Origin of the sequence: Rhizobium hidalgonense (assembly GCF_002914525.1) — a bacterium.
GTDB lineage: Bacteria > Pseudomonadota > Alphaproteobacteria > Rhizobiales > Rhizobiaceae > Rhizobium > Rhizobium hidalgonense.
On record NZ_LODW01000070.1, the window covers coordinates 287,132 to 311,211 of the forward strand.

Annotated in this window: 27 protein-coding genes; 9 read left to right on the top strand and 18 right to left on the bottom strand. The window is 60.1% G+C overall.

Going from position 1 to position 24,080, the window contains the following annotated elements; genetic code table 11:
* The first annotated feature begins 2 nt into the window (after positions 1–2).
* On the top strand, positions 3–353 hold the full coding sequence (locus ATY29_RS23635; protein ID WP_097533174.1) for an STAS-like domain-containing protein: 351 nt from the start codon (positions 3–5) through the stop codon (positions 351–353).
* Between the two features lie 3 nt (positions 354–356).
* The gene (locus tag ATY29_RS23640; RefSeq protein ID WP_097533175.1) at positions 357–866 is read left to right on the top strand and encodes a hypothetical protein; all 510 of its coding nucleotides are present in this window, start codon (positions 357–359) and stop codon (positions 864–866) included.
* A gap of 118 nt (positions 867–984) precedes the next feature.
* Here ATY29_RS23640 and ATY29_RS23645 read toward each other — a convergent pair whose 3' ends face one another.
* The 7 genes from ATY29_RS23645 to ATY29_RS23675 all read right to left on the bottom strand — a co-directional run bounded on the left by ATY29_RS23645 (position 985) and on the right by ATY29_RS23675 (position 6,300).
* Positions 985–1,203, bottom strand: coding sequence for a hypothetical protein (locus tag ATY29_RS23645; protein ID WP_097533176.1), 219 nt, complete (start codon positions 1,201–1,203; stop codon positions 985–987).
* Between the two features lie 29 nt (positions 1,204–1,232).
* Complete coding sequence (locus ATY29_RS23650) at positions 1,233–3,215, bottom strand: head maturation protease, ClpP-related (protein ID WP_165779356.1); 1,983 nt, start codon at positions 3,213–3,215, stop codon at positions 1,233–1,235.
* Positions 3,216–3,270: 55 nt separating this feature from the next.
* Positions 3,271–3,861, bottom strand: coding sequence for a hypothetical protein (locus ATY29_RS36470; RefSeq protein ID WP_097533178.1), 591 nt, complete (start codon positions 3,859–3,861; stop codon positions 3,271–3,273).
* Positions 3,848–4,588: a DUF3102 domain-containing protein gene (locus ATY29_RS23660; RefSeq protein ID WP_097533179.1), complete on the bottom strand. Its 741-nt coding sequence runs from the start codon at positions 4,586–4,588 to the stop codon at positions 3,848–3,850. The genes ATY29_RS36470 and ATY29_RS23660 overlap by 14 nt, the downstream gene beginning before the upstream one ends.
* Entirely contained in the window at positions 4,585–5,208 is a 624-nt protein-coding gene (locus ATY29_RS23665; protein ID WP_133118162.1) for a hypothetical protein, read from the bottom strand. The genes ATY29_RS23660 and ATY29_RS23665 overlap by 4 nt, the downstream gene beginning before the upstream one ends.
* Entirely contained in the window at positions 5,144–5,941 is a 798-nt protein-coding gene (locus tag ATY29_RS23670; RefSeq protein ID WP_165779357.1) for a helix-turn-helix domain-containing protein, read from the bottom strand. Before ATY29_RS23670 ends, ATY29_RS23665 begins: the two co-directional genes overlap by 65 nt.
* A gap of 164 nt (positions 5,942–6,105) precedes the next feature.
* Positions 6,106–6,300, bottom strand: a complete 195-nt coding sequence (locus tag ATY29_RS23675) for a hypothetical protein (RefSeq protein WP_097533182.1) — start codon at positions 6,298–6,300, stop codon at positions 6,106–6,108.
* Between the two features lie 185 nt (positions 6,301–6,485).
* Between ATY29_RS23675 and ATY29_RS23680 the strand changes: the two genes are divergently transcribed.
* Together ATY29_RS23680 and ATY29_RS23685 are read left to right on the top strand one after the other, a co-directional pair.
* Positions 6,486–7,220 (top strand): hypothetical protein, encoded by a 735-nt coding sequence (locus ATY29_RS23680; protein ID WP_097533183.1) that lies wholly within the window; start codon positions 6,486–6,488, stop codon positions 7,218–7,220.
* A 2-nt stretch (positions 7,221–7,222) separates the two neighbouring features.
* Positions 7,223–8,458, top strand: coding sequence for a tyrosine-type recombinase/integrase (locus ATY29_RS23685; RefSeq protein ID WP_097533184.1), 1,236 nt, complete (start codon positions 7,223–7,225; stop codon positions 8,456–8,458).
* Positions 8,459–9,113: 655 nt separating this feature from the next.
* Here ATY29_RS23685 and ATY29_RS23690 read toward each other — a convergent pair.
* The 7 genes from ATY29_RS23690 to pobA form a co-directional block, all read right to left on the bottom strand.
* A complete protein-coding gene (locus ATY29_RS23690) occupies positions 9,114–9,947 on the bottom strand; it encodes a cadherin-like domain-containing protein (RefSeq protein WP_003566271.1) in 834 nt (277 codons plus the stop codon).
* 345 nt (positions 9,948–10,292) lie between these two features.
* A complete protein-coding gene (locus ATY29_RS23695; protein WP_097533185.1) occupies positions 10,293–11,009 on the bottom strand; it encodes an ABC transporter ATP-binding protein in 717 nt (238 codons plus the stop codon).
* A complete protein-coding gene (locus ATY29_RS23700; RefSeq protein WP_003566267.1) occupies positions 10,990–11,754 on the bottom strand; it encodes an ABC transporter ATP-binding protein in 765 nt (254 codons plus the stop codon). Before ATY29_RS23700 ends, ATY29_RS23695 begins: the two co-directional genes overlap by 20 nt.
* Positions 11,751–12,758, bottom strand: coding sequence for a branched-chain amino acid ABC transporter permease (locus ATY29_RS23705; protein WP_097533186.1), 1,008 nt, complete (start codon positions 12,756–12,758; stop codon positions 11,751–11,753). The genes ATY29_RS23700 and ATY29_RS23705 overlap by 4 nt, the downstream gene beginning before the upstream one ends.
* Before the next feature lies 1 nt (position 12,759).
* Positions 12,760–13,623, bottom strand: a complete 864-nt coding sequence (locus ATY29_RS23710) for a branched-chain amino acid ABC transporter permease (protein ID WP_097533187.1) — start codon at positions 13,621–13,623, stop codon at positions 12,760–12,762.
* A 66-nt stretch (positions 13,624–13,689) separates the two neighbouring features.
* The gene (locus ATY29_RS23715; RefSeq protein WP_097533188.1) at positions 13,690–14,862 is read right to left on the bottom strand and encodes an ABC transporter substrate-binding protein; all 1,173 of its coding nucleotides are present in this window, start codon (positions 14,860–14,862) and stop codon (positions 13,690–13,692) included.
* A gap of 64 nt (positions 14,863–14,926) precedes the next feature.
* Entirely contained in the window at positions 14,927–16,099 is a 1,173-nt protein-coding gene (gene pobA / locus ATY29_RS23720; RefSeq protein WP_097533189.1) for a 4-hydroxybenzoate 3-monooxygenase, read from the bottom strand.
* 118 nt (positions 16,100–16,217) lie between these two features.
* Between pobA and ATY29_RS23725 the strand changes: the two genes are divergently transcribed.
* Positions 16,218–17,108 (top strand): helix-turn-helix domain-containing protein, encoded by an 891-nt coding sequence (locus ATY29_RS23725; RefSeq protein ID WP_003566257.1) that lies wholly within the window; start codon positions 16,218–16,220, stop codon positions 17,106–17,108.
* 70 nt (positions 17,109–17,178) lie between these two features.
* On the opposite strand, the gene ATY29_RS23730 is transcribed toward ATY29_RS23725, so the two are convergent.
* A complete protein-coding gene (locus tag ATY29_RS23730) occupies positions 17,179–18,357 on the bottom strand; it encodes an acetate/propionate family kinase (protein WP_097533216.1) in 1,179 nt (392 codons plus the stop codon).
* A 458-nt stretch (positions 18,358–18,815) separates the two neighbouring features.
* Between ATY29_RS23730 and ATY29_RS38535 the strand changes: the two genes are divergently transcribed.
* Entirely contained in the window at positions 18,816–18,944 is a 129-nt protein-coding gene (locus ATY29_RS38535) for a hypothetical protein (protein WP_375164585.1), read from the top strand.
* A gap of 9 nt (positions 18,945–18,953) precedes the next feature.
* Here the strand turns inward: ATY29_RS38535 and ATY29_RS23735 are convergent, their stop codons facing one another.
* Positions 18,954–20,525, bottom strand: a complete 1,572-nt coding sequence (locus ATY29_RS23735; protein WP_097533190.1) for a putative bifunctional diguanylate cyclase/phosphodiesterase — start codon at positions 20,523–20,525, stop codon at positions 18,954–18,956.
* Positions 20,526–20,935: 410 nt separating this feature from the next.
* The gene (locus ATY29_RS23740) at positions 20,936–21,490 is read right to left on the bottom strand and encodes a histidine phosphatase family protein (RefSeq protein WP_097533191.1); all 555 of its coding nucleotides are present in this window, start codon (positions 21,488–21,490) and stop codon (positions 20,936–20,938) included.
* Positions 21,491–21,722: 232 nt separating this feature from the next.
* On the opposite strand from ATY29_RS23740, the gene ATY29_RS23745 reads away from it, so the two are divergent.
* From ATY29_RS23745 to ATY29_RS23755, 3 genes are read left to right on the top strand one after another with little or no spacing between them, the layout of a single operon-like run.
* Positions 21,723–21,932 (top strand): CbtB domain-containing protein, encoded by a 210-nt coding sequence (locus ATY29_RS23745; RefSeq protein ID WP_003566248.1) that lies wholly within the window; start codon positions 21,723–21,725, stop codon positions 21,930–21,932.
* Between the two features lie 12 nt (positions 21,933–21,944).
* Positions 21,945–22,691 carry a CbtA family protein gene (locus ATY29_RS23750; protein ID WP_097533192.1) on the top strand — a complete coding sequence of 249 codons (747 nt, stop codon included), beginning with the start codon at positions 21,945–21,947 and terminating at the stop codon, positions 22,689–22,691.
* A 53-nt stretch (positions 22,692–22,744) separates the two neighbouring features.
* Positions 22,745–23,374: a hypothetical protein gene (locus ATY29_RS23755; protein WP_097533193.1), complete on the top strand. Its 630-nt coding sequence runs from the start codon at positions 22,745–22,747 to the stop codon at positions 23,372–23,374.
* Here ATY29_RS23755 and ATY29_RS23760 read toward each other — a convergent pair.
* The gene (locus tag ATY29_RS23760) at positions 23,359–24,021 is read right to left on the bottom strand and encodes a sulfite oxidase-like oxidoreductase (protein ID WP_097533194.1); all 663 of its coding nucleotides are present in this window, start codon (positions 24,019–24,021) and stop codon (positions 23,359–23,361) included. The genes ATY29_RS23755 and ATY29_RS23760 overlap by 16 nt on opposite strands.
* Between the last annotated feature and the right edge of the window lie 59 nt (positions 24,022–24,080).

Sequence of the window (24,080 nt, forward strand, 5' to 3'; positions counted from 1 at the left end):
CCATGGAAAATCAGATTGTAGTTGCCACAGACTTCACAAGGTACCCTGGGCCAAGATATCGAAAATCCGGCCCTTTTAGCGGGCAGCAGTTTCGCGAGGACGTATTGGCCCCCCGCTTGAAGCAGGCTATCGAATCTGGAACGGTGCTGGTCGTAATCCTGGACGACGTCGCGGGGTATGGATCATCGTTCCTCGATGAATCGTTTGCAGGTTTAGTCCGTGCGGGCTTCAGCCAAGAAGAACTGGATAAACATCTTCGTATTGAAGCGCACACCGCCCGGTTTCGCCATCACGCGGTGCGCGCACGCGAATACATCGCTGAGCAATCGGCACGAACCCCAACGGCCCACTGACGCATGTTGTTGCTGTCGGGACTATTGGGGGCCTTCCTTGGCGCAATGATGACCTTCGGGTTCAACATGTGGAAATTTCATCGCGACGAGCGAAACGCGCGATGTGATGAATTGTGTAAAGCGATTTGGGACGCTGGAATTTTGGCCTCAGACTACTGGTCAAAAAAGTTTGATGATTCAAACACGCAGGCCGTCCAGGAAGCTCGGATCGTCGCCGCGCAAACTTTGATGGATGGTCTCTATGCAGACTTTGATGAATATCTTTCGTCAAAGACGAAAGATCTGGACGGTCATTTCTCCGATCTGCTCGATAAGCTTTCAGGTGGTCAATTTACAGAGGAAGATCGTCCAATTGATTTAGCGAGGGCGGCAATGGCGCCCCGTGTTGCTGGAGTGACCATCGTAGCGCTACGCAGATTGTATCGAGAGAGCATCCCCTTCCATGGTTTAGGCAAAGCAATCCGCGAAAACCGCCGCCGCGTTTTAGATATGCCCATCCCTCGCCCGCGCTGAGTGTCACAGGGCCTCGCCCTCCCGTCGCTAGTTCGATGTCTCCTTTGCGCTTGCTGCATCCTCGCCGTCAGCCTGATTCAGTAGGGGAACGCAAGGCAGCCGCCAGTCGTAGGTTCAGTCACTGGAGAGGATCGGGAACGACTTCGATCCTCATTGGCCTGCCATAGATCCGGCTCGCCTCCTCGGCTCCCAAGGCAAGAGCCGTTTCGAGCGTGATACCTAAGCGGGTGCAAAGTTCGTCAATCGATATGTTTTTGCCCTGCGCCTGCTCCTCGGCGATCTTTGCACCTTCGGCCATGATTTCGTCGTCGGTCAGACACGAGTAATGTTCTGACATATCCGGTCCTCTTGGTTGATCCAGGCCTTCTATTCGCCCTCGTTGAGATAGGCGCCGCGCCAGCCGGTGATGCCACAGCCGAAATCCAGAATTGCCCGGAATTCGGTCCCGAGCGTGTTCCAGCCTTCGCGCGTTTCCAGTTTCGGCTGCTGGACACCGTTAAGGTAGGCAATCTCAAGGATAGGCGCCTGGTCGGGAGATGCGAAGAGCCGCCAGGCGGCATCCTCAAGGCGAGGCTCTACCAGCAGCGAGAGTTTCCCGGAGAAGGGGTTGACCTCTTCGGTTGCCGAGGGCGTGATCGCGGCGATAATTTGCTCGCCCGTTGTTTCATTATCAGAGCCGACGATGAGGAACTGCGGCTTCAGCGAAAGCGGCGTCTCGTTGTCGAGCCCCTTCTGATCGCGCATCGCCTTGCGGCCAGCGCTGACGCTGCTGATCGTCAGGGCGGATGGCGTAACCGCTTTGTTTCCACGTGCATTTGCGAAGAGCGTGACGTCGTCGTCGAGCAGTGGTCCGAGGCCGTTATTGTCGAGCAGAAGGTCGGCAATCAAATCCGCCTCGGTCTGCGCGGCGGCTTGGCCGAATGCCCGGAGCGTGTCTGAGAAAGCGTCAAGATCATCGTTGATCAGGGCTTCCCGTGAGATGCCGAACATTTTCGCATATGTTTTGACGCGGTAGGTTTCTTTCGCCTCCGAACGCGTGCCGTAAGTGATTTCGGCGCCTTCAAGCACCTCTTCTAGCTTCGGCATTTCCGACATGCGGCCGATGGTCATAGCCTTGAAATTCGCGGCGTTGCGGAGGCGTGCCAATTGCTTCAGCGGCGTTTCGGCGGCGCGATAGGCATCGAGCAGGAAACGGTTCGCGGCGTTGCCCGTGACGAAAGGAAAATCCGACGTGCTGTGCGTCGCCCCGCTGCTCATGATCTGCGTCGCAAGCCGATCGCGATTTCGCGAAATGACCCGCTCGCCACGCGCCTCCAACAGGGCGGCGCCCATGTCGAGCAGGCTGCGGCCCTGCCATTCCGAGGCGCGGCCCTGCGCCGGCTTACCGGCAATCCGCGCATAGAGCGCATCCTCGATATCGCGGGCGACCATCACCGAGCAGTTGCTGTCCGCCATGGGATTGTGCGATACGCGGCCCCCCATCGGATCTTGATCCGCCAGATGATTGATAATCATCCTCTGCGCTTTGGCTAAGTCGCCCTTCGCGTCGAGCACGATGTTGTTTGCCTCCGCAAGCGTCATCTTCGCGATGGTGCAGAGTTGGTAGATGCGGGAATTGACGTCTTGCACCTTGGCGGTCGCTTGGTCGTCCGCCGGAGCCACGTTCGGTTCGGTCATGGTCACTTCCTTTCGTTTATGCGGAGCGGGCGCAACGGCCACCATGGGAAGACCCATTGCCTTCCGCTCTGTCGCCAGCTTCTTCAGACGATCCGGCGCTTTGGCGTACGTGCGATAGTCGAAGGCCGCATCAGCCCTCGATGCGGTCGGTGCATGCTCGGAAACCGAGGTGGCGAAGCCATTGGCCAGCGCGTCCTGCGGCGCCATCCAGGTTTCATCCTTCATCATCTGTCGGATTTCTTTCTCGGAAAGACCGGTGCGCTCGGCATAGACTTGCGCAAACACGCCGGTCATCGTTTCGAGAACGCCGGCGGTGCGCCGGTGATCGTCGGCAGGGCCGAGGGTCATTCCGGACGGTTCATGGATCATCAACAGGGTGCCGAGCGGCATTTCGATTTCGTCGCCAGCCATGGCGATCAACGAAGCGGCAGACGCGGCGATCGCGTCGATCTTGACGATCACCCTCCCGTCGTGGCGCTTCAGAGCGTTGTGGATCGCCGAGCCCTCCATGGCGATGCCGCCGCCGGAGTTGAGACGAACGACGATGTCGTCGGAAAGCTCGGCCAAAGCCTCGATCACCTGGGAGCTGGTGAAGCCGCTTTCATCCCAGAAATCCGTGAAGCCAACCGGCCCGTAAAGCATCAGCTCGCCGTCTACGATCAGTTTTGACATGCTTGCCTCAATTCGTTTGCTTGAGGATTTCGCGAAACCGTGGTCACGAAAAGCCCTATCTCGTAACCAGGATTTTCCTGATCCGCTCGGCAGAAAGCGCATGATCGACGCGGGTCAAGATGAGCCAAAGCGCCGCATGCAAGTCGCTGGCTTTGTATGGACATGTTTGCTCCGCCCGATCGGTGCGCCAGGCGGAAGCCGAATAGCGTCTCAGGGCTATCGCCAGCGCGTCGGCCTGCTGCTTCGGTTTCAGTGCGGGGAAGAAATTCGCTGCGGCTTCCCGAATGCCGGCGTTGCGTGCCTCAGCCAGCGACACCGCGCGCCAACCGCGTTTGCCGGGCGGCGCTTTGAGGTCGAGCGCTGCGGCGACGTCATGTGTTTCGCCCGACACGAACCGGTTGAGGCGGGTCATCATGCTGCGCGCCCAAGGCTCCGGCACCCGATCAAGGTGCTCCGCGAGGTTGATTAGGTCGTCTAATGGGGTCGACATCTTTCCTCCAACAACAATCATCATGATAGTGCGTAGTTTAGTGTTCGCGCACATGGTCAAGGCGACTGCGCTGCCGCCCCTCCCGCTTACCGTTTTCGTCCCGGAAGGACCCGTGGCATGGGTGAACGATGCGCCAGCGTCGTCATCGATGTTCATAGTCTTCCCTGCCGCTGGCTCCGGGCAATTTCCCCGATGGTTTTATTTGTCCATTGCCCATCGCAACCCTGCTTTCGCGTCCTCGAGTCGGATTGCTTGAAGTCTTCGGGGTAAGGGCGTCCACAAAGACGAGGCAATGGCTTTTCACCTCTATGCCCGCTGAGAGGACTCGCTCCATCAATGGAGGGATGCTTTCGACGGTTTGGATATCGGTTTCGTGGTCGATGAGATCGAGCGTCTGGCGCAGCGCCGTCGTCATGTCCGTCAGTCTTGATGTTGCCGCCAACAAGCCGCCGTCTTCGTAGATCGCCAGCGCAGTAACAACCGGATCAAATTGCTTCCGGCAGTAGCGACAATCAGCCAACTCCGCTTCAAGCGCTATGATTGCCGCCTCGATGTCGTCCAGCCTTTCAGCAAGCGTCGGCTTGCGATCAATAAGCTCGACCGCTGCCTGGATTGTCAAAAGCGCAACGTCTGCGCTTTTCGACTCGATCAATTCCCGATGCTTGGCAAGGCGCATGTAGAGCTGTGCAGTGCGCTTCGGAACCGCGCAATTGTCGGCGAGCCAGGGCAGCCATTGGCCATGCGCAACAAGGCTCTTCGCCTCCATCAGCATTTCGCCCGCCGCCAAGGCATGCGAGAGTGATTGCCGCATTGCGGCGAGGCATTCGTCATGCTCGGTCTTGATGCTCGCTGCAAGAACCGGCAACCGGTTGCTCTCGCTCATCGTTTCTCCTCCTCTGTTTCTGGTGTGACGGCCGCCTTCGCCTTCAACGATCGCCGCAACGCGTCGCTATGCCGACGGTCCTGCCGCGAAATGAAATCGGAAACCGATTCGGCTGCCGTACGATTCATCCGTTCCTCCTTGTCGGCGAATAGCGCCCGATCGAAGTGCGCGCTTGCCGCCTTCACGGCTGCCTCCTCCTTCTCGGCGTCCCGCCTGGCGCGCCAGTTGGCGACGGCCTCCGGATCGCCTTTCGGCGCCGGCAGGGCGCGCGGCTTGCCGTCCTCTTCCCATCTGTAGCGCCGCTCTTCTTCGGCGGCCCGCCGCTCTCTTTCGCGAAGGGGTTCCATCACGCGATCGATTTCGCGCCGCAATTCGGCCGGCGTCGGCATGAAGGGGTGACCCAAGGCATTCTGATTGATCTGGCGTTCCGCCTCGAACAGTGCCCATTTACCGACCCCTTCCAGCGCTTGCATGTAGGCGGGCCGCACTAGCCGGAAATCGCTCGGTGCCCGGCAAGGGTAAACTGCAAGCAAGCGAGTAAGGACGGTCAGCTTTTCAGTGTCGGTGGCGACCCGAGATATATCCGGGCGGCCCGCCGGTGTCGTCTTCGGCGTTGTCATCGAACAATCCTTCTTGCTTCAGAAAGGCGCGCCGGGTTTCCTCGAACGCTTGCTCTGCGATGTGGGGTGGGCGCTGCCGGCGATTTGTTCCTTTGCGCTTTCCGTCGGCGGCATCGTTCCTGGCCCAAATTCGCCAAGCCGCACCCCAGTCGAGTTTCCTGCCTGCAACACCCGGCTTGGCTTTCCAGTAATCGATGAAGTTGAGCGCGCTTCGTTGTGCTTCTTCGGCCGTCATGCCTTCGGCCAGGGCTACAGAACGGTCAGGGCTGAAATGTTCGGGAATGCGACAGCCCTGCTCGTGCGTCGGCGCACGCATACGGGACTCTCTCCCAGTTCTTTCCAGTTCCCTTTCCGGTTCCTTATAGGGGGGTGCACGACGTGCCGATTTAGGGGTGCACGACGTGCCGGTAAGACGGGCGCTCGTGCCGGTTAAATTCAGTTCGGGGGCTTCGTTATCCGGCACCACGTGCCGATTAAAATCAGCCAAGAGCTGATAGCTGTTTCCGGCCTTGCCGCCCCCCACGACCCGGATGAGACCGGCCTGCTTTAGCTTAGTCAGGGCCTTGCGGACCGCACGTTCCGAGTAGTCGGTCTCTAGGCAGATCGTCGCAACCTTCGGGTTGCATTGCCCGGTCTTGCCGTTGTGGTGCTCGGCAAGGGCGACCAAAACATTTTTGGCGACTGGATCACCGAGAGGCTGACTGCGTGCCCATCGGACGGCGTCGTGACTCATGGCGCACCACCGGCGACGCGATGAGTAAGATCGAGCTGTTGAGGCATGGGCCATACTCCTATGGCCACCTTGCTTGCGAGTGCGGAAAGGACGTCTATATTAGGAATTGCCCACGCAATCCCTAAGCCGCTGCCGTAGCTCGCAAAAAGCCGGTGGCGGTTTTTTTAGGCAGGCTGCTCGCCCGCGAAGTACATTCGAAGCTTCGCTTTTGAGGCGACCCATCGGCCGCAGACTTTCACGGCTGGCAACTCGCCCCGTTCTAGCAGATGGTAGGTCGACCGCTCATTGCGACCGATTTCCGCGGCGATTTCGCCTGCGCCCCACAACAAGTCGTCTTTTAATTCCATCTCAATTTGCATCGATGCGCTCCTCTTCAGCTGCGTGCATGGAAGTCGGTGAGCACGCCCGTTTTACCAAGCGTTGATTGCGCCTTCTTCTGTCCGGCATTTACAGAAAATATCGTAACGCGGGAGAGGCGATTGCGCTACATTGGTTTTCTTGATATTCGTAACTTTGGAAAAAAAGCGTAACAAGGGAGCGAGTGATGATACCGATTCGCTTAAACTGGCAGCGTTACACGGATGGTTTTCAGCTTCAGGAACTCAGGCAATCAAGTGGGACGAAAGTGAAAATCGCGGAACCACGAAGCAAGCGGACAGATGCGCTGCTACATGAAGCGATTAATCTGGAAGATCCAATCGTGTTGCGCCTCGTCAATTGCGAGACTGATGCCGACTACATCAAGTTCTTGCATCGTTTCGGCACCCTGGAGGAAAAGGACGTCAGCACTAGTGACGAGATCACAGGGGATATCGAATTCAGGTATGGAAGCTTCGGTGATCCGAGATCGGGCGGCTATCTTCACCCGGCCGCAGATGCATCGAATAAGAGCCCAATCACCTTGAATATGCTTAGGGATCGTGCCCTATCCTTACACGGGCTTATCAAAGAAACGTTGTGGACTGGGCGTGTAGATACCGGCTCTAAAGTGCGGTTCCTCAATGAACTTATGGATAAAGCGAAAGTAGTCGTGCGCCCCTGCTTCGTGCATACCGCCGACAAAATGCAGTTTGTGCTGCAGGCCGACACGTTGTTTGCTTTTATGGTTATGGAAATCACAGCGGCCCATGAGGCGGAAGCAGTTGCCACATCGTGTGAGCGTTGCCGCAAAGTCTTTCTAACAGGTCCGCTGACCGGCCGCCGGTCCCATGCCAAATATTGTTCCGATCGCTGCCGAGTTGCGGCAATGCGGACGCGCAACGCGGCAAAGGGGAAATGATCATGTCGGTTCGCAAACGCAAATGGAAACGGCCGGACGGCATCGAGAAGGAAGCATGGGTCGTCAACTACACCGACATCAAAGGCGTGCGGCGGCTCAAGACGTTCACGAGAAAGAAGGACGCCGATGAATTCGCGAGTAAAGCGGACGTTGAGGTAAGAGAAGGAGTACACATTGCCGATCGCGATACGGTGACGGTAAAGAAGGCCGGCGAGCTATGGATCGCTACGGGTGAGGGCGAAGAGCTGGAGCGCTCGACCATCAACCAGCGCAAACGGCATCTGAAATTTCATATAGAGCCGTTTATCGGCAACACGTTATTGTCGAAGGTGGACGCACGCGCTTTTCAGGACACACTGCGCGCCGAAGCTCGGTCGCCCGCTATGGTAAAGAAGGTGCTCGGCTCCCTCGGCTCCATCTTTGCCGACTCAATCGAACGCAAATTGGCTGTGCGCAATCCGGTGCGCGACATGCGCCGAAGTCGTAAGGGCAAGGAAAGGCGGGCTGAACAGCGGCAAAAGGGCAAGGTGATAGTCGGGGAAGACATTCCAACCCGCGACGAGGTGAAGGCGCTTGTAGGGGTTCTCTCTGGCCGTTGGCGGCCGTTGCTGCTTACGGCGATCTTCGCCGGGCTCCGATCGTCGGAGCTGCGAGGGCTCCGTTGGCAGGACGTCGAGCTCGATCGACGCGAAATCCGTGTGCAGCAGCGTGCGGACGAATTCGGGGAGATAGGCCGCCCGAAGTCACATGCGGGTGAGCGCACAATTCCGATTCCGCCGATTGTCATCAACGCTCTACGCGCATGGAAATTGGCCTACAGCCGCCCGATCGTCGGCAGGGACGAAGACGGCGCGCCGGTCCGGGAGGACGTGAAGCCACATCATCTCATCTTCGCCAATGGCGCGGGGAAGGTCGAGAGCCATGCCAACATCATCAACCGCGGCCTCGTGCCTGCGATGTTAGCGGCCGGCGTGACTGTCCCAACTAGCAAGAAGGACAAGGACGGCTGCGTCGCCATGGCGGCAAAATATTCAGGCCTTCACGCCTTGCGGCACTTCTACGCATCATGGCTCATCAATCGGCCGGCAGATGGCGGGCTGGGACTGCCGCTAAAGGTCGTGCAGGAGCGCATGGGGCACTCCTCAATTACTATGACCGCAGACACGTACGGCCACCTCTTTCCGAGGGGCGACGATGCTGACGAATTGGCCGCCGCCGAGAATGCTCTCCTAGGGTGAGCGCGACATGGATGCGACATGGAGCGATAAAACCCCTGGAAATGAAGGCTTGTTAGAGGAATCATAATCCTTGTGTCGGGGGTTCAAATCCCTCCTCCGCTACCATCTCCTCAAATGCAGAATTAGCGATATTTGCGGCTCGATTTTGAGCCGGTTCCGGCCGCCGCCGTAGCACATTGACCGCAGCGCCAAGTGCGGCGGCGAGGGGACAAACGGTTCAGCTCTGATCTGCAGGATGTCCGCCAATGCGCGTCGCATTGAACTGGATTCATGCGGCGCGCTTTAGCTCTTTGTTTTATGCATGCCGCCTGGTACCGCGACACACTTCCGGGCGGCATGCATTAACGCCGAGGACAGTTCTATCTGTAGAGCGCCAAAAGCAAGACAGGTATCTTCGTCGACCAAAGATGCGATGCGGCAGCGATGATAATAGCCCATACGGCGAGCGAGAACATGACCGCCGCTAACCTGATCCCGACTGACTCCATCATTTCCTCCATCCCAGCAAAATCGTCCCTCCTCGGACGATCCAATGCTAGCAAGGTGCAGGTCGCTCAGCTATCGCAAGAAATTGGTACCCGATAGAAGTTGCTAACCATGCGCTCGGAAAAGATGCAGAGTTTTCGGCGTTACGGCGCCCTTTTCACTCCCTCGGTCAAACGAGGAAGTGAAAATTGTCGTATTGCGCGCCGAAATAATCAGGGCCGCTATCTTCCGTGACGATCGGTTCGCTATCGAGCAGGAGGTAATCGATCGGGCCGTAAGCGCTGAGATCGATCAGCTGGGGATCGTGGATGCTGTCGGCGGTTATGGTCACTGTTGTGGAGAAGACAATATTGCCGTTCAGCTGACCTTCGATCGTCAGCACATTGTCATAGTTCGACGTTCCGTTGGCCACTTCGAATTGCTTGATCTGAAATGGGCCGCCATCCGCTGAATAGATGGGTGTCCAGAAGACGCCGCCTCCCAGATAGTGGTTGCCGTCGGCCTCCTCCCGCACCGTCGCATCGTCTCCGTCCCGCCAGGCGCCCCAGTCGAAGCCTTTATAGCCTGTGGGGAAGTCGCTATGGCCGACGTCTTCAAAATTGACGAACACATCGCCACGTTCCGGCAGGTCAATTGCGATGCTGAGCGCGCCGACGTCGGTGGCGCCTTTGCCGTCTGATATTTTGAAGGTGAATTTTTCGACCAGCGCATCCCCCGGTCCGAGTGCTGCGACCTCCGGCTTCGAGTGATCGAGTGCGTAGGTGTAGCTGCCGTCGGAATAAACGGTGAGCGTGCCGTACTCCCCCTGGATTGCCGTGCTCGTGGGCGGCGAGCCTGCATTGGCCGGTTGCGGAATGCGTTGTCCGTTGACGAAGTTGAGGCGTACCGTATCTCCATCGACATCCGTAGAACTGGTATTTTCGAGAATGTCGCCGGTAATCGCGTCGTCGATGCTGAAAACAGGCAAGTATACGTCGCCTGCGACTGGCTTGTGATTTGCCATTTCTACCTCCCTTGTGATTTTCGTTCCGACTATGCAATCCTATCGGGTAATCTGGCAACGGAAATTGACGATGCTTCGGACTAATTCGTCTGCGCTGGCCGACGGATTTCGAATGGTCGTGCACCGACCTCGAAGTAGAGGGCGGCGTTTGAGCCGAATCTGCTTGTGATTCAGAGCTTCTATGCGCTGTTTCCGTGCCGCTGCCGTTCCATCGTGCGTGGAAAGACGTTCCAGGCAGCATGATAATGGCTGGCCGACGATGACGTCGTCATGACGATATACCGGTTATATTGCTGTCCGTGCCGAGCGCGGCAGAATGCAGGACGACTCGACGGCATCCAGCTGTCAATGCAGGCCACCGACCCCGAGCAGGCTCTCGACCGTCTGGTGATCCCGGGCGAGGCTCTCCGGCGTTCCCGTCCAGGCCAGTCGGCCTCGCTCCAGGATGACCACCTGATCGGCGAAATCGAGTGCACTCTGGATGCGCTGTTCGACGAGCAGGATGGTCATATCGCCTGACTGGGCGAGTGCGGCGAAGGCGGCCATCAGTTCCTCGCAGATGACAGGTGCCAGGCCTTCCAGCGGTTCGTCGAGCAGCAGGACGGAGGGGCGGCCGAGAATGGTGCGGGCGGTTGAGAGCATCTGCTGCTCGCCGCCGGAGAGCTGGCTGCCGAGGTTGCGGCGGCGCTCCTTCAGGCGCGGGAACATGGCATAGGCTTCCTCCAGCGCCGTTTTCGGCCGTGCCTTCAGGCCGACGAAGAGATTTTCCTCGACCGTCAGAGTCGGGAAGACACAGCGCGTCTGCGGCACATATCCGAGCCCCTTATGTGCCCGTGTCGCGCTCGGTGCGGTGGTGACATCCGCACCGCCAAGGCGGATTTGGCCCTGATATCGCCTGGTCTGGCCGGCAAGGGTCGCCAGCAAGGTGGTTTTGCCCATGCCGTTGCGGCCGAGCACGGCAAGCCGGGCGCCTGCCGGCACGGCGAAGGAAATGTCTTCGAGCACGCGCGTCGGTCCATATCCGGCCGACAGATTTTCGACCTCAAGCGATATGGCTGGCATTGGCATAGCTCCCGAGATAGGCCTCGCGCACACGCGCATCCTGGGTGACGTCTTCAGGCCGGCCGTCGAAGATGATTGTGCCAGCGGCCAGTACGATGACGCGTTTGGCAAAACGGAAGACAAGGTCCATATCGTGTTCGATCATCAGGACGGCGAGACCGGCGGGCAGATCGGCGAGCGCCTGTTCGATGCGGCCGGTATCGCTTTGGGGCACGCCGGCTGCCGGCTCGTCGAGCAACAGCACTTTCGGCTTCAGCGCCAGCGCCACGGCGATCTCAAGAAGCCGCTGCTGGCCATAGGCGATCTCGCTGACCTTGCGATGCATCAGCGGCGCCAGTCCGAGCTTTCCAAGGAGATCGTCGACCTCCGCCATGACATCGGGCATATGCAGGAAACTCCCGAACATGCGTCCGGTCCTCCCGTCCCGCTGAAGCACGGCGAGGCCGACATGTTCGGCCGGTGTCATATCCTGGAAAAGCCGTGTCACCTGAAAGGATCTGACGAGACCGCGTTTGACCCTGCCGATGGCACCGACTTTCGTGACCACCTCGCCGCCGAGCCGCACCTCGCCGGAATCGGGCGAGAGATTGCCGGTCACCAGGTTGACGAAGGTGGTCTTGCCGGCGCCGTTCGGGCCGATCAGCGCCACACGATCGCCCGGTGACATCATAAGCGAGACATCATTGGTAACGGTAAGGCCGCCGAAAGCTTTCCTGAGATTGGCGACCTGAAAAACCGGGCTCATGAGCGCTGCTCCCTGCGGCGGTCAATGAAGGCCGCAGCGGTTCCGTAGAGACCCTTCGGCGCGAAAAGCACGACGGCGATCAGCAGCGCACCGACCATGGTCAGCCAATGGAAGGGATTGGCTGCCGAGACATAATCTTCAAAGAGCATGAAGATGACGGTGCCGGAGAGCGCGCCGAAGAGGGAGCCGGTGCCGCCGAGCACCAGCATGACAAGCGCCTCGGCCGATTGCGTGAAAGACAGGCTGTCGAGGCCGACGACCTGCGTCGAGATCGCATTCAAGGCGCCGCCGACACCGGCCACGGCGCCCGATATCCCATACATCCTGATGAGAGCCGCCTTCGGCGAAGCACCCATGGCGCGGACACGCAGCGGGTCTTGCTTGATGGCGCGGCAGAGCATGCCGAAGGGAGAGCGGACCAGCAATCGCAGCAGCACGAAGACAACAAGCAGCAGCGCCATTCCGAAGAAGAAAGCGGTTTGACCGTAGAGATCAAATTCGAAAATGCCGAAGATCGGGTCCGGCGCGATGCCGGAAAGCCCGTCGCTGCCGCCTGTCCATGACGATGCCTTGTTGGCGAATTCATGGAAGAGATTGATCAGGGCGATCGACAGCACGAGCTGCGGCAATCCGTGCGCCCGCAGGATGACGATGCCGCAGAGCAGCCCGGCGACAGCGCCGCCTGCAATGCCGGCCAGCATCATCAGCAACGGATCATTGATGCCGTAATGCGCCGACACGATGCCGGCGGCATAGGCGCCGGAGCCGAACAGCGCGGCATGGCCGAGCGTGGCGACGCCGCAAAAACCGGTGACGAGATCGAGCGAGAGGACGAACAGCGCGATCGTCGCCATGCGGGTCAGGAGCGCCAGATTGTCGGGGAAGGCGAAATAACCGATCGTCGCGACAGCGATGATCACGCCTATTCCGGCGAGATCGCGGCCGATGGTTCCGCGCCGCCGATGCTGAAGGCGTTCGTTTTCGTTGTTTATGACAAGCGCCATTCTATTTCGCCCTTCCGGCAAGGCCGCGCGGGAAGACGCAGATGATGGCGATCACGGCGAGATAGAAGAAGAATTCGCCGAATTCAGGCATCAAATAGCGTCCCGTCGTATCGATCGCTCCGAGCAGCAGGCAGGCGATCAGCGCTCCCGGAATGGAGCCGGCACCGCCGACGGAGACGACGACCAGGAAGGTGACCATGTAGCGCAGCGCATAATAGGGTTCGACCGGCAGGAGTTCGGCGCCGACAACGCCGCCGAAAGCGGCAAGTCCGACCGCAACGGCAAAGCTCACGGCATAGATGATCTCGGTGCGCACGCCGAGCGCTGCCGCCATCGCCGCATCGTCGACGGAGGCGCGCAGCTTGACACCGAAGCTGGTCCTGTCGATCGCAAACCAGAGCGCAAGGGCAACCACGAGACCGCAGAAGATGACGAAAAGCCGGTGGACGGGAATGGTGCGGAAGCCGAGATCGGCCGATCCCTGCAGCGCAGCGGGAAGCGGAATGGTTTTCAGCGTCGGCCCCATCGCGTAGTTCGCGAGGCCGATAACGCAGAAGGTGATGCCGATGGTCATCAGCACCTGGGTCAGCTCCGGAGCACCGTAGATCCGGCGATAGAGAAAACGCTCGAGCGGGATGGCGACGACCATGGTGATGGCAACGGCGGCCACGACCGCCGCTGCATAACCGAGGCCGAGATCACGGGCGGCATAGGAGGCGATATAGCCGCCGATCATGGCGAAGGCGCCGTGCGCCAGGTTGACGACGCGCATCAGCCCCATGGTCACTGAAAGGCCGATCGATATGACGAAGAGCACCATGCCATAGGCAAAGGCGTCGACGGCGATGCTGAAGACTGTCTGCATGGAAATACCCTGCTTCGATGCGACGGGCTCGATGTGTAAGCCCGTCGCCTGTCGGGATGCCGGACCTTACTTGGCGGCGGCCAGGCCCGGATCGCCCTGCTTCTCGAAGGTCTGGATCTCCTTGTTGATGTAGGTCCCGTCATCGGCTTTGGCGACTTCGCGCAGATAGATATTCTGGGTGATGTGCCGGCTTTCCGGGTCGATCGAAACCGGGCCGCGTGGGCTCACCCAGGCAAGGCCTTTTACCGCATCGACAGCCTTCTCGGCATCCTGCTTGCCGCCCGTCGCCTCGATCATTTTGTAGATGACATACATGCCGTCATAGGCGCTGACCGCAGGGAAGGAGAGCTCGGCCTTGTTGCCGATCGCCTTGGTCGCCGCCTCGACGAAAGCCTTGTTCTCGGGCGAGTCGTGCGACACGGCATAGTGGAAGGTCGTCTGGATGCCGAGCGCGGCGTCGCCAAGCGCCGGCAGGTCGGATTCCTGCGTCAGATCACCCGGCGCGAAGAACTTGATGCCGGCCGCCTTCAGGCCGTTTTCATTATAGGCCTTGACGAAGCCGAGCGTCGTCGGACCGGATGGCAGGAAGGCGAAGACACCCTCAGCGCCGGAATCCTTGATGCGCTGCATGATCGGGCTGAAGTCGTTGGTCGCAAGCGGCATGCGGATCGCCTCGACCACCTGGCCGCCGGCCTTCTCGAAGCCGGTCTTGAAGGCGTTCTCGGCGTCGATGCCGGGGCCGTAATCGCTGACGACCGAAATCACCTTCTTGACGCCGGCGTCGAAGGCGACCTTGGCGATCGGCGTCGAGGTCTGCCAGGTGGTAAACGAGGTACGCACGACAAGCGGGCTCTTGGTGACGATCGCCGAGGTCGCGGCGTTCATGATGACCATCGGCACGTTGCCCTGCTTCAGGATCGGGGTCACCGCCATGGCATCCGGGGTGAAATAGAATCCGGCGAGATACTGGACCTTTTCCTTGACGATCAGTTCCTGCGCCAGCGCCTTGGATTGGGCCGGATCGGCCTGCGGCACGTCGCGATAGACGATTTCGACCGTGTCGTTGCCGACCTTGCTGCCATTGACCGCCATATAGGCATCGATGCCGGCCTTGAAGTTCTTGCCCTGAAGGGCGAACGGACCGGAGAACGGCCCGATGACGCCGACCTTGATCGTGTCGGCATAGGCAGCGCTGCCGAGCACGATTGCCGCAACGGCGGCGAAAACGAACTTCTTCATGGTTTTGGTTCCTCCCTTTCAAAATGCGGACCTCGATGGTTCGCACCAGTCTCAAATCATCCTGTCAGAATGGCAATCCCACATAGTTTTCCGCGAGCACCGTCGAGGCCGCGCGGGAATGGGTGAGATAATCGAGTTCCGCCTCCTGGATCTTCTGGTCGAAATCACCCGTATCTGGAAAACGATGCATCATCGTCGTCATCCACCAGGAAAACCGTACGGCCTTCCACACGCGGGCGAGTGCTGTCTGCGAATAGGCATCGAGGCCGCGGTCTGAGCCTTCGCGGTAATGCTCGATCAGCCCGGAGAAAAGGTAATGGACGTCGCTGGCTGCCAGGTTGAGCCCCTTGGCGCCGGTCGGCGGCACGATATGGGCGGCGTCGCCGACCAGGAAAAGCCGGCCGAAACGCATCGGCTCGGCGACGAAGGAGCGTAGCGGCGCGATTGATTTCTCGAAGGACGGTGCGGTCACCAATGCCTCGGCATGATGCGTCGGCAGGCGCCGTCTCAACTCGTCCCAGAAGCGATCGTCGCTCCAGGCCTCGACCTTTTCGTCAAGCGCACACTGGATGTAATAGCGGCTGCGCGTCGCCGAGCGCATCGAACAGAGTGCAAAACCCCTCGGATGGTTGGCGTAGATCAGTTCATGGCTGACCGGCGCCACGTCAGCAAGCAGGCCCAGCCAGCCAAAGGGATAGATCTTTTCGAAATGCTTGATCGCTTTTTCGGGGATGGCTTTGCGGCTTGCTCCATGAAAGCCGTCGCAGCCGGCGATGAAATCGCAATCGATGCGCTGGGGGACGTGGTCTTTCATATAGGTGACAAAAGGCGAATGCCCATCGAAGTCATGCGGTGTGACATCGGCGGCATCGTAGATCGACAGGGCGCCGCGTGCTTCGCGCCGCTCCATCAGGTCGCGCGTCACCTCCGTCTGGCCGTAAACGGTGACGCGCCTGCCGCCGGTCAGATCATGCAGGTCGATGCGATGATCGCGTCCGTCGAAGGCCAGCGAGAAACCGTCATGCGGCAGGCCTTCGGCATGCAGCCGCGCTGCCGATTTGGCCTGATCCAGCAGCCCGACGGTGCCTTCCTCCAGAACGCCGGCGCGCACCCGTCCGAGGATGTAATCCTTGTTGACGCGGTCGAGAACGACATTGTCGATGCCCGCCTCGGTCAGAAGCTGACCGAGCAGCAGGCCGGATGGCCCCGAACCGATGATGGCGACCTGGGTTCGCAAATGCGTCCTCCCTCACATTTTTGCGTTTTGCCGGATTCTGCCGTGTCGCCCCGGTCGCAGCAATGGACATCCCGGCCAAAAAATTGCACTAATCGAACATTGGTGCGGGAGCAGACCGATGCGCAGACATGTGCCGACCTACGAGCTCTACGGCGAGAATACCGGGCGAGGACCGGATTTTTGGTTGCATTGCGAAACAATTCGCTCCCGCAGCAGCTTGCATCAATGGGAGATCCGTCTGCATCGGCACGAGAGTTTCTTTCAGATATTGTACATCGAAAGCGGTTCGGGCGATGCGATTTTCGGCGATGAGAGCCATGCCATTCGTCCGCCGGCCATCATCACCGTGCCGCCGGGCCTCAATCACGGCTTTCGATTTTCGCGCGATATCGACGGCCTGGTCATCACCATATTGAGGTCCCATCTCAGCCATCCGCTGGGCGACCGAAGCCAGTTGGGCGAATGGCTGACGACGCCGCATCTGACGTCACTCGATCCTGGCAATGCCGCGGCTGCCTACGTCATGCAGACGTTGCGGCGGCTGGGCGACGAATTCGAAAATCGCCGCAGCGGCCGCAATGAGATGCTGGGCGCTTACGTTGCGCTGGCGCTGCGGCTGACGGCGAGGATTTCCCATCAGGGAAACAGCGATGAGCTTGCGTCGAACGAGAACGACCGGCGTTTGGAAATGCTGGACGAGCTGCTGCAGCAGCATTTCCGATCACACAAGCCCGCTTCCTTTTACGCTAGGGAACTTGGGATTTCGCCGACACATCTCACCCGCATCGTCCGGACGATGACCGGCAGCACGCCGCACGAATTGATCGCCGGTAAACTCATCGAAGAGGCAAAACGCCAGCTCGTTTTTACGCTCGGCAGCGTTCAGGAGATCGGATTTCGGCTTGGTTTTGCCGACCCCGCCTATTTCTCGCGCTTCTTCCTCAAATATACCGGAGAAACGCCGCGGGTCTGGCGCATGAAGGAGAAGATTCGGCTGGAGGGCGCGTAACTTTTCCGACGTCCAGCGGCGGCGCATTCGCAGGCGCGAGCCGCCGATTCCGGGACGCTGTTGATCTGGATCAGCCACTGCCAAGAAGGGACAGCGCCTCGTCGGCGATGATCTGCTCCTCATCGGTGGCGATGACATGGGCGGCGATGCGGCTTTCCCCTGTACTGATCATGAACTCATTGGCGGAATTGGCCTTTTCGTCGATCGCAAGGCCAAGCCAGGAGAGCCGCTTGGCCACGCAGGCACGGATCTCCGATTGATGCTCGCCGATGCCTGCAGTGAAGACGACGGCGTCAAGGCCGCGAAGCGTTACCGCCATACGGCCGATTTCGCCGGCAATGCGCAGTGTGAAGAAATCGATCGCCTGGCGCGCCTCCGGCCGTCCGTCCTTCAAAAGGTCGCGTGTATCGGCACTGATGCCCGATAGGCCGAGCAGGCCGGAGCGGTGATAGAGCAGGTCTTCGATTTCCGTGAAGGATTGCTTCCTCTCTCCCGCCAGATGCAGAATGACGCCGGGATCGAGCCAGCCCGGGCGCGTCGCCATCGGGATGCCGTCGAGCGTCGAAAAGCCCATGCTGCAATCGCGGCTGACGCCTTGGTCGAGCGCGCAGAGGCTGGCGCCGCTGCCGAGGTGGGCAACCACCGCCTTTGCCGCGCGCGGCGCCTTGCGGGCGAGCTCACCGGCGATGAATTTATAGGAAAGGCCATGAAAGCCGTAGCGCTTGACGCCTTCCTCATGCAGTGCACGGGGAATGGCGAAGCGGCGAACGAGATCGTCCTGGGTGGCATGGAAGGCTGTGTCGAAGGAGGCGGTCTGGGCAAGACGCGGTTTCAGATGGCGCAGCGCGCGGATGAAACGCAACGCCTGCGGCTGATGCAGGGGCGCAAGTGGCGTCAGCGCGTCGACGGCATCGATCGCGGCGTCGTCGAGGGCGATCGCGCTGGTGAAACGATCGCCGCCATGGACGACGCGGTGACCGGCGGCGCGGGTGGCGGCGACGTCGAAATGATCGGCAAGAAGCGCTAAGCTCTCGTCGATCACGCTGCGCAGATCTTCCGTTATGCTGGTTTTCATAGGTACGTCGAATGCCTGCGATCCCCGGCTCAGACAGATCGAGAGCGGTTCAGCGCGCAAATCGATCACGCCCTTGCCGATGCGCCGCGCCTTGCCGCCATCGATGGCGAAGATGCCGATCTTGACGGTCGAGGAGCCGGCGTTGAAAGTCAGCAGGAGGTCGGTCGATGACATGATCTTCAGAGGCTCCGCGCAGATATGATGATCGAACTTAGTGTCGGCGCTGCGGACGGAAAGGCGTCTATCGGCTCGCTGCGCATTATCCTGCGCATCCAATCATCTCGTTCGCCTGGGGCTGCGTGGATTCGCCGTGAGGCCTGTGACAGCCAATATCGCCTGATGTCAGTGTCTTAGGGGACGGACCAGCAGGGCGTCATGAGAGTTCACGCGCGGAATTATTGACAAAAACGCAAATTTGCCTTGGATATGTCGCCTATGCACTCGGACGCGATTTGACGTCAGCAGTTGCCGATCCCTGGATTCCCCTGAGCCTTGCGCTGCTGATCGCGCACGGCTTCGAATTCGTCAACGGTTTCCACGATCGGCCACTGCCGTCGCCACCGTCATCTACATCCGTTCCATGCCGGTGGCCTTCGGCATTCTGGCGCTGCTGCCGGTAGAACTGATCCACCATGGCGGCGAACGGTTCCGGCCTGCAATGGTCGACCGTGCGTAACATGCTGATGGCCTGGGTGCTGACGCTGCCGGCCTCGATCGCGATCGCCTTCGTGCTCTTCGTGATCCTGCGCCAGGTGTTTTAAAGGGTTCCGTCAGGCCGTGGAGGCCAGACTGGCATTGCGATCGCTGATGAAGATGCCCGCTTCGGCGGCGGGCATCGCCTTGCCGAAAAGATAGCCCTGGCCGATGTCGCAGCCGAGCTGCAGGAGGAAGGCGAGCTGCCCGTGCTCCTCGACGCCCTCCGCTGTCGTTTTGATGTTGAGGCTCCGGCCGAGGCCGAGCATGGCGCGGACGATCTTTTCCTGACGCTCATCGCCGCGATAGGTGGCGATGAAGCTTTTGTCGATCTTGATCTTGTCGAAACGATAGCGGGCGAGCTGGGCCAGACTTGAATAACCCGTGCCGAAATCGTCGAGGGCGATCTGGATGCCGGCCGCGTGCAGTTCATCAAGGATGACGGCGGCGATGGCGGGATCCTGGATCAAGGCGTTTTCGGTGATCTCCACTTCCAGGCGTTGCGGCGGCAGCCGGCTTGCCGAAAGAACCTTGAGAATGCGTGATGTCAGCAGCCTGTCTTCCATCTGTACCGGTGAGACGTTGAAGGACAGCATCACATGGTCCGGCCAGGTGAGTGCGTCGCTGCAGGCCTGGGCGAGAAGATCCTCGAACAAGGCGGTGATCATCCCGTTTTCCTCGGCGATATCGATGAAAACAGGCGGCGGAATGTTGACGCCGTCCTCGCCGATCCAGCGCGCCAGCGCCTCGAAGCCGCAGAGCTGACCGGTCTTCAGGTCGATCAGCGGCTGATAGAAGGGTTTGATCGCCTTGTTGGCGATAGCGGCGCGCAGCCTGGTTTCCAGCGCCGCGCGTTCCGCTACCTTGTCCTGCATGGCCGGTTCGAAAACGAAATAATGGTTGGGGCCGCGTGATTTCGCTTCGTACATGGCGAGGTCGGCACGATGAGCGGCATCTTCCAGCGGCTCGACGCCCTCCGCCCAGCGGTCGTAACCGACGCTGGCACCGACTTCGACGGCAAAACCATCGATATGGATAGGCCGGGTGACAGCCTGGATCAGCAGCCTGGCAAAACGCTCCTCGCGCTGCGCCGTCAGGGCAAAGGCGACAATGATGAATTCGTCGCCGCCGAAGCGATAGACGCAATCGGCATCGCCGAGCGCGCAGATCCGTCTGGCAACGTCGATCAACAGAATGTCCCCGCCCTTGTGGCCGACGAGATCGTTGACTTTCTTGAAGCCGTCGAGGTCGACGGAGAAGATGGTGACGTTTCGCTCCCACTCCTCGATCTCGGCCTCGTCGCTCCTGGTCGGCCGTGAGAGAATCTTGCGCTCGAAGGCATAGCGGTTCGGCAGTTTGGTCAGATGGTCGTGGGTTGCGGTCCAATCGGCCTTCGCCTGAGCGGCGTCGCGCAAGTCCATTTCCTTGCGCAGGTCGGCGATGCGCAGCACCGAATAGATGAAACTCATGGCGCCGGCGATGCCGAGCGCCAGAACGAGTTTGTCGGCGCCGTATTCGCCGAAACCGGTCATGAAGAAGACAAGGCTGTCGTCAAGCTGCAACAGCACGCCGAGGAGCCAGAGAGTTATCCCGAGCCCGACGATCGACACGCATTGCCTTCCGGCCCTGCTCTGGAAAAACACCGGCATATGGCCTTCTCCATCTCCACCCTGTGCCGAACTATCATGAAAGTCTGAAATGTTCGTTGAAACCAGAAGGCGAATTATTGGAGACGACAGCTTTTTGCTGCACCGTCGAGAGACGGACGGCGCTTGTCGTGAAGCGGAGACGGGAAACAACGAAGGCGAGCGTGCTGGTGCATCGCTCGCCCTTTCTCGTGTTTCAGGCGGTAACGATCAGCAGCGGAACGCTGACGATGAGGCCGACCAGAACCGTGATTGTGGCGAAACGCATCAAACGCAAGCGACGCGTGCGCTCCCCACTCCAGTCATATGTCATGTCTTCCATCTCCTTGGGACAAGGAAGTAGTCCCGGCGAAACCGGGTTCAATAGAGATGACGCGATTTGCTTGTGTAAGGCTGGATAAGATGAGGGATCGCTAATGCTGAAAACGCAGGGACCAGCGCCGGCCGTTGCTGGTCATGCGAATGACGGCGAGCGGTTCGACATCGACGAGCCAGAAGGAGGAGGGGGGCGCCTGAAGCGCATGCGTGATCGCCGCCCGGATGATCGCGGCGTGGGTGATGGCGATCACATGGCCGTCGAAGGTCGATTGGCTCTCCATCCAGCCGACGACGCGTTTCCCGAGATCAAGAAGGCTCTCGCCGCCGTGCGGGGCCGCTTCCGGCTTCGTCATCCAGGCCAGGAGGTTCTCCGGTTCCTCGTCCTCTAGCGCCGCAATCGACTTGCCGGCCCAGCGGCCATGATCGCAGTCGCCAAGTGCCGGATCTATCCGGGCTTGAAGGCGAAGCGCGTCGGCCGTCTGGCGCGCGCGCAAAGCGGGGCTCGTGGCGATATGGTCGGCGCGAGGCAGGGCGGCCATCCTGCCGGCTTCCTCCCTTGCCTTGGCTTCCAGCGGTTCGTCGACCGGAAACAGGGCCTTGCGGCTCGCCGCCGTTGCACCATGGCAGATCCAGGTAAGGCGCGTGTTCACGGTCTTCTGATCTCCTGGGAATACAGTGGGACAGCCCTCTGCCGGCACGTGAAGTTTCGTTGACAGTCTCTTCGGCGTGCAGATATAACCGGGCTGTTGCGGGTTTGGAAGCCGGTGGAAATCCGGCGCGGTCGCGCCACTGTGACCAGCGTGTCGAAGGCTCTTCGCGCTGGAAGTCAGACCTTACCGCACAAACACTCTTTCGACTGAACGCGTCATTCCGGAGGAATACATGTCTGACACCACTTTCACGCCCGTCGCAGTACCGGCCCCGATCCCCGTAGGAGAAATCCTGCCCTGGGCGATCTTTGGCGGCTTGCTGATGCTCATCGCCCTCTATTTCGTCGGCACCGAGGAAGGCGCGATGGCGCTGTTCAACGGCATGTATGTGCACGAATTCGTGCATGACGCCCGCCATCTCCTTGGCTTTCCCTGCCACTAAGGGGATACCGACATGGTTGGAAACCTTCTGCTTCGCGGCATGCTCGCGGGCCTGATTGCTGGCATCCTGGTTTTTGCCTTCGCCCATACCTTCGGCGAGCCGCTGGTCGATGCGGCGATCGCCTTCGAGGAGGCGAGCGCAAAGGCTGCCGGCGAAGCTGCCGAACCTGAAATCGTCAGCCGCGCCACACAGGCCGGTCTCGGCCTTTTCATCGGCGTCATGGCCTATAGCATCGCCGTCGGCGGGCTTTTTTCGCTCGCCTTCGCGTTCCTGCACGGCCGCCTCGGCCGCCTTTCGCCGCGCGGAACCTCTGCCGTCATCGCCATTGCCGCCTTCGTGGCGATCGTCCTCGTTCCCGGCATCAAGTATCCGGCCAACCCGCCGGCGGTCGGCAATCCCGATACGATCGGCGTCAGGACGGAACTGTTCTTCCTGATGATCGTCGTTTCGCTTGCCTCGCTGATTGCGGCGGTTGCGCTTTCTCGCCGCCTTGCCGGCCGCTTCGGCCTGTGGAACGGCGCGATCATCGCCGGCTTCGCCTATCTCGTGTTCATCGGCGCCGTCCTCTATCTGCTGCCGCCGATCAACGAGGTGCCGGAGAATTTCTCGGCGATGGTGCTCTGGCGGTTCCGCACGACCACGCTCGGAATGCATGCGATCCTTTGGGCAGCGCTCGGTCTTGTTTTCGGAGCGCTGGCCGAACGGCGGCTTGCCGTGAAGGGTGGGCAACGAGGACAGCCGGCAAAGGCATTTCACTGAAAGCATCGAGGGGCGCCGCTCTTTTGTGGGCGCCCTGAACTTTTCGGGCGATCATGAAAAGCGATAGAACCAGACCATTTCCGCTGGCGGCATTTGCCGTCGCCGCATTCTGTGTCCTTGCGGGGAATGCCTTTGCCCATGGCAGCGGCGCCGGCGGCAGCCGTGCCGGCCTCGATATCCCGGAAATTGCTCATGGCGAGATGGCTGTCATATCCGACTATCGCAGTCGTATCATCGAGCTTGCATCCCGCGCAGTCGATACGAACGAGCCGTTCCGGCGGGTGCTGAACTATGCCGAAATCCAGTATTCCTACTGCCTTTGGGGCAGGGTGCCGGGCAGCGTGACGGACGAGGAAAGTCCGTTCAACGAATGCACCCATGCTTATCTCGCAGCAGCCAAGGCCGTATTGTTTTCGATGCGCGAGATGCCGCGGGAGGCTGTTGCTGCGGGTGAACTCATTTCCGCCGTCGATGCCGATATGGTGCGGCGCGGGCTTGCGCTCGTCACCTGCCAATTCAGCGGCCAGGCTTTCAACACCGCCGATGTCGTCAAGCCACGCTGGAGCGGGATACCGTTTCATGCCGCCAGCATGGCGTTGCTGACGGCGTTTGCTTCTTTGCTCGTATTTGCAGTCTTCGGGCTTTGCCGTTTGCTGCGGCCGACGGCTCAGTCGTCGGAATAGCGCTGCTCGCGCCACGGATCGCCAAGCATGTGGTAGCCGTTCTTTTCCCAGAAGCCGGCTTCGTCGTCCGGGATCAGCTCGATGCGGCGCAGCCATTTAGCGCTTTTCCAGAAATAAAGATGCGGCACGACGAGGCGCATCGGGCCGCCATGGTCCGGCGTCAGGGGCAGGCCTTCCCAGGAGGTCGCAAGGATCGCGTCCTCGGCGGCGAAATCGGCAAGCGGCAGATTGGTCGTGTAGCCGTCGTAGCTCGTCAGCATGACGTAAGCTGCCTCCGGTTTCGGAATGGCGCGGTCAAGCAGATCGCGCGTCGAAACGCCTCTCCATTTGTTATCGTAGCGCGACCATGTGGTGACGCAGTGAATGTCGCTGACCCTGGTGCTCTGCTCGATCGCCTGGAAATCGCCCCAGGTGAGGGTGAGTGTCGTTTCGATCAGTCCGCGCACTTCGAGCCGCCAGCTTTCGGTGGCGATGACCGGCTGCTGGCCAAGATCGAGCACCGGCCAGTTCTTGACAAGGTGCTGGCCGGGCGGCAGGCGATCGGCTTCAGGACGGCTGATACGGCCGGTCAGGAACTTGCCCTCCGCCGCCCAGCGACGCTTGGAGCTGGTGAGCTTGCTGTCGGCGGGCGTGTTGTCGTCGCTCATGATTGGTTCCCTTGCGATGCAGCAATAGGATATCGGCCCTCGACGGGTGTCAAGTTTCG

What these genes read in the sequence shown, in the direction of transcription:
- ATY29_RS23635 (WP_097533174.1), top strand. Translation starts at nt 3, where the DNA reads ATGGAAAATCAGATTGTAGTTGCCACAGACTTCACAAGGTACCCTGGG.
- ATY29_RS23725 (WP_003566257.1), top strand. Translation starts at nt 16,218, where the DNA reads ATGCGCAGACATGTGCCGACCTACGAGCTCTACGGCGAGAATACCGGG.
- ATY29_RS23750 (WP_097533192.1), top strand. Translation starts at nt 21,945, where the DNA reads ATGGTTGGAAACCTTCTGCTTCGCGGCATGCTCGCGGGCCTGATTGCT.
- ATY29_RS23680 (WP_097533183.1), top strand. Translation starts at nt 6,486, where the DNA reads ATGATACCGATTCGCTTAAACTGGCAGCGTTACACGGATGGTTTTCAG.
- ATY29_RS23730 (WP_097533216.1), bottom strand. Translation starts at nt 18,357, where the DNA reads ATGTCATCGACCGACCTCCTGCTGACTTTCAACGCCGGCTCCTCGACC.
- ATY29_RS23690 (WP_003566271.1), bottom strand. Translation starts at nt 9,947, where the DNA reads ATGGCAAATCACAAGCCAGTCGCAGGCGACGTATACTTGCCTGTTTTC.
- ATY29_RS23670 (WP_165779357.1), bottom strand. Translation starts at nt 5,941, where the DNA reads ATGAGTCACGACGCCGTCCGATGGGCACGCAGTCAGCCTCTCGGTGAT.
- ATY29_RS23760 (WP_097533194.1), bottom strand. Translation starts at nt 24,021, where the DNA reads ATGAGCGACGACAACACGCCCGCCGACAGCAAGCTCACCAGCTCCAAG.
- ATY29_RS23665 (WP_133118162.1), bottom strand. Translation starts at nt 5,208, where the DNA reads ATGACAACGCCGAAGACGACACCGGCGGGCCGCCCGGATATATCTCGG.
- ATY29_RS23695 (WP_097533185.1), bottom strand. Translation starts at nt 11,009, where the DNA reads ATGCCAGCCATATCGCTTGAGGTCGAAAATCTGTCGGCCGGATATGGA.
- ATY29_RS23745 (WP_003566248.1), top strand. Translation starts at nt 21,723, where the DNA reads ATGTCTGACACCACTTTCACGCCCGTCGCAGTACCGGCCCCGATCCCC.
- ATY29_RS23735 (WP_097533190.1), bottom strand. Translation starts at nt 20,525, where the DNA reads ATGCCGGTGTTTTTCCAGAGCAGGGCCGGAAGGCAATGCGTGTCGATC.
- ATY29_RS36470 (WP_097533178.1), bottom strand. Translation starts at nt 3,861, where the DNA reads ATGAACATCGATGACGACGCTGGCGCATCGTTCACCCATGCCACGGGT.
- ATY29_RS23700 (WP_003566267.1), bottom strand. Translation starts at nt 11,754, where the DNA reads ATGAGCCCGGTTTTTCAGGTCGCCAATCTCAGGAAAGCTTTCGGCGGC.
- ATY29_RS23650 (WP_165779356.1), bottom strand. Translation starts at nt 3,215, where the DNA reads ATGTCAAAACTGATCGTAGACGGCGAGCTGATGCTTTACGGGCCGGTT.
- ATY29_RS23640 (WP_097533175.1), top strand. Translation starts at nt 357, where the DNA reads ATGTTGTTGCTGTCGGGACTATTGGGGGCCTTCCTTGGCGCAATGATG.
- ATY29_RS23755 (WP_097533193.1), top strand. Translation starts at nt 22,745, where the DNA reads ATGAAAAGCGATAGAACCAGACCATTTCCGCTGGCGGCATTTGCCGTC.
- ATY29_RS23645 (WP_097533176.1), bottom strand. Translation starts at nt 1,203, where the DNA reads ATGTCAGAACATTACTCGTGTCTGACCGACGACGAAATCATGGCCGAA.
- ATY29_RS23705 (WP_097533186.1), bottom strand. Translation starts at nt 12,758, where the DNA reads ATGGCGCTTGTCATAAACAACGAAAACGAACGCCTTCAGCATCGGCGG.
- ATY29_RS23660 (WP_097533179.1), bottom strand. Translation starts at nt 4,588, where the DNA reads ATGAGCGAGAGCAACCGGTTGCCGGTTCTTGCAGCGAGCATCAAGACC.
- ATY29_RS38535 (WP_375164585.1), top strand. Translation starts at nt 18,816, where the DNA reads ATGGCGGCGAACGGTTCCGGCCTGCAATGGTCGACCGTGCGTAACATG.
- ATY29_RS23675 (WP_097533182.1), bottom strand. Translation starts at nt 6,300, where the DNA reads ATGCAAATTGAGATGGAATTAAAAGACGACTTGTTGTGGGGCGCAGGC.
- ATY29_RS23685 (WP_097533184.1), top strand. Translation starts at nt 7,223, where the DNA reads ATGTCGGTTCGCAAACGCAAATGGAAACGGCCGGACGGCATCGAGAAG.
- ATY29_RS23710 (WP_097533187.1), bottom strand. Translation starts at nt 13,623, where the DNA reads ATGCAGACAGTCTTCAGCATCGCCGTCGACGCCTTTGCCTATGGCATG.
- ATY29_RS23715 (WP_097533188.1), bottom strand. Translation starts at nt 14,862, where the DNA reads ATGAAGAAGTTCGTTTTCGCCGCCGTTGCGGCAATCGTGCTCGGCAGC.